The 2,910-nt window shown below is 56.2% G+C and carries 3 protein-coding genes; 1 reads left to right on the forward strand and 2 read right to left on the reverse strand.

Going from position 1 to position 2,910, the window contains the following annotated elements; translation table 11 throughout:
• Positions 1–48: 48 nt before the first annotated feature.
• Positions 49–249, reverse strand: coding sequence for a hypothetical protein (locus tag BMX17_RS25705; protein WP_139203796.1), 201 nt, complete (start codon positions 247–249; stop codon positions 49–51).
• A 201-nt stretch (positions 250–450) separates the two neighbouring features.
• Positions 451–759 carry a hypothetical protein gene (locus BMX17_RS24640; protein WP_092665238.1) on the reverse strand — a complete coding sequence of 103 codons (309 nt, stop codon included), beginning with the start codon at positions 757–759 and terminating at the stop codon, positions 451–453.
• Between the two features lie 98 nt (positions 760–857).
• On the opposite strand from BMX17_RS24640, the gene BMX17_RS24645 reads away from it, so the two are divergent.
• A complete protein-coding gene (locus tag BMX17_RS24645) occupies positions 858–2,534 on the forward strand; it encodes a transposase (RefSeq protein WP_092665241.1) in 1,677 nt (558 codons plus the stop codon).
• The last annotated feature ends 376 nt before the right edge of the window (positions 2,535–2,910 follow it).

A 2,910-nucleotide genomic window follows, 5' to 3' on the forward strand; every position in this document is an offset into this window, starting at 1 on the left:
AACCAAACACAATCTCTGACTGTTCAGTGTATCTGACAAAATAGCGTTCTATGGTTTGGACTCAACGGTCGGATTGTGCTGAGAACGGTATCCTTTGTATGCGTAGTATGAGATAATTCTGGTAAATACTGCTACAGCAATGATCCCGACAGTGTAGACGGGATCAACACCCGCTATTGGCTCACCAAACACGATATAACCCGTGACCAGAACCGCTAGCAATTGACCGGCAAGCCAGCGATACTTCATACCATGAATTCGTTATGACTGGCCATATCTTTGGTGGTCAGACGGTTACCGGTACTGACCGATACGCGGCCCCCTGTATCAAGCGCTCAGTGAGTGCGCTTACCTAACAGTTGTTGTGGGAACGAATCAGGTATAAAGACTCCCAACAGCACCGAAGTGGGGTATTCTCTTTCGGTCGTCTGCTCACCCATCTAACCCCGTTTACAATGTGCGGTACAGGCCGTAGGCGATGAGTGCGAGAATACCCCCGAGGAACACACCAGGGAAGCCAAGCGAGAACAGACTTGCAAACACGAGTAGCCAGAGACCGGCGACGACAGTGGTGTGTTCGTAGTCGCCGGTGCGAGCAACGGCGTAGACGGACAGAATCGTTAGGGCGACCAACACGCCGAGTACCGGTTGCATAGCGTAGAGAATCGCCCATGCAAGTACGAGGAGGGCAGCAAGCCCTGCAATGCCGTCGTAGAGGTCGGGGACTTCACCGAAGGGGGTTTTTCGGGCAGCTCGCATACATAAACAAATGCCCTCAATCGTTAAAAATGTTCGGCAGTTTGCCTGCACTGAGCAGTTAGACGAATACTTGGGCATGTCGTTGGCACCATCTCGCCGTGGCCCTGACACGTGGGTCTCGTCGTACTGTCTTCCAGCAGATCGCCCAGCGATCCTACGCCGACTGGCCCATGTACGAGTCGAGCCCGCTATTCGATCGCTCATCCCTCCCAGCGCTGGAATCGGATGTTCGCCTTGTTGCGGAAACATGGTTCCAGCATGACGATCATGATGCCGTTGATCCATTCGTCCACGCAGTGCCGCTTGCATACGTCCAGTTCGATGCCCACGACCGGTACGCGGGGTCAACGAGCTACGAGATGGAGACGCTGTTTCGCCTATTCCTGCTGAAAGAATGCCATGGCTGGGACCACGAAACCGCGCTCGTCGAATACCTCACCAAGCATCCCGATTTCTGCGAACAGATCGGGCTGGACTCGGTGCCGAATCAGTCGACACTCTGGCGCAGTTGGCACAAACGGTTCACTGCTGAACTCCAAGATACTGTCGAGACCGCGGCGCGAACGATCCTCATCAAAGCCCAAAACGCGGGCGTCACAGTCCCGCGCGAGCCAGAACGGCAGAGCCCCAGACACCATGATGAGAATGAAGAATCGGACCCCGATGATCAGACCGTATTAGAGCAAGCTGAGACAGTCACTGAGCACGTAAGCCGGGTTGTGTTCCCAGCGTTCTCATTGAACCGTGGTGAGGGCTGTGAGATCCACGAGAACGCCTACTGGGACCTCCAGACCTATCTCGGACTTCGGGAGAACCTTGCCGCCAATGAGGGCGCTCGGAGCTTCATTCACGAGTCCAATCGAGATCGGACACCACTCGGCCACGCCCATCGCGAGCATGTACGCGACCTCCCCATAGAACAGATACGTGAAATGTACCGACAGGCGGTGAGTCGACTCTTGGATCGGGTCGCAGACACGGAGGAGTTCTTCCGAGCCGGCATCGTCGCGATCGACATTACCGAGTCCGACCCGTTCACCGGTGACCGCGCCGGGTATGAGGACGAAATTATCGGGACGAAGGAGAACACCGACGAGTACGCTTACCAGTGGGCCAGCGTCCAGCTGGTCGGGAATGCTGTCCCAATCGTGCTGGATGCACGCCCGGTGCGGAAAGGCGACACACGCAAGGAGATCGTCGAGGACCTCTTGGACTCGGCAGAGGCCCTCGTTCACGTCGATAATGTGCTGATGGACCGGGAGTTCGACAGTCAGCACATCCTGGAGATGCTGAGTCAACGCGGGCTGTCCTACGTCGTGCCGAAGCGGATGCAGACCAGCGAGAAAGCGCAAGCGAAACGGCTGCTCAAGAAGGGAAAGGACCGCTACGAGACCGATCGAAAACTGCATTTGGGCGACAACGAGTGGCACTCGACGACATTGATCTACCGGCGGAAAGAGAACTCCGAACACACCGATCATCAGCAATATTCGGTGTTCATGACGAATCGGAAGAGTGGCCTTCTCTCGGAGTATGGCTACCGTTGGGAGATCGAGAGCGGCTACAAATCGATCAAGCGGTTCATGGGCGCGACGACATCGAAGCATTTCGGCCTGCGGTTCTTCTACTTCGCGTTCGCGTGTCTGCTGTACTCGATTTGGCGGGCTGTGGACCTGCTGGTACAGGTGCAGTTGACCGGTGAATACGATCACTCGCCGATCGTGACGGCTGATAACACGCTGACGCTGGTGAAGAAGGAAACGGGGATCGGATAGTAACGGGACTCTCTCCGTGGGAGCGCGGCATCTGAGTGGCGACACTATCCAGAGTCTCGGAAATTCGCTGGAATAGTTGCCTGCAAAACAGGAACGGTCGTTCAGAAAGCGATCTGAAGCAGGTTCTCCTTTTCGGTTCGGCCGATTCCACGCATTACAGGCCCGCTATACCTGCTGTAGTCTCAACTTCCACGATTCGGCACGAGTTGGGAATGTAGCCGATAATTCCTAAACTGGCGCGAATCTTCGACCGTCGATCACACCGAAACCAACGCCCAGCCCCGACTCACGAGGCTGCCACGTCGACCACACCCCGCGTACCGAATGAAAATCAGCCCGCCGCGCAGCGCTGCCGCTCACGAGTCTGCGAACCGAG

This window comes from Halorientalis persicus, assembly GCF_900110215.1.
Classification (GTDB): Archaea; Halobacteriota; Halobacteria; order Halobacteriales; family Haloarculaceae; genus Halorientalis; species Halorientalis persica.

What these genes read in the sequence shown, in the direction of transcription:
- BMX17_RS24640 (WP_092665238.1), bottom strand. Translation starts at nt 759, where the DNA reads ATGCGAGCTGCCCGAAAAACCCCCTTCGGTGAAGTCCCCGACCTCTAC.
- BMX17_RS25705 (WP_139203796.1), bottom strand. Translation starts at nt 249, where the DNA reads ATGAAGTATCGCTGGCTTGCCGGTCAATTGCTAGCGGTTCTGGTCACG.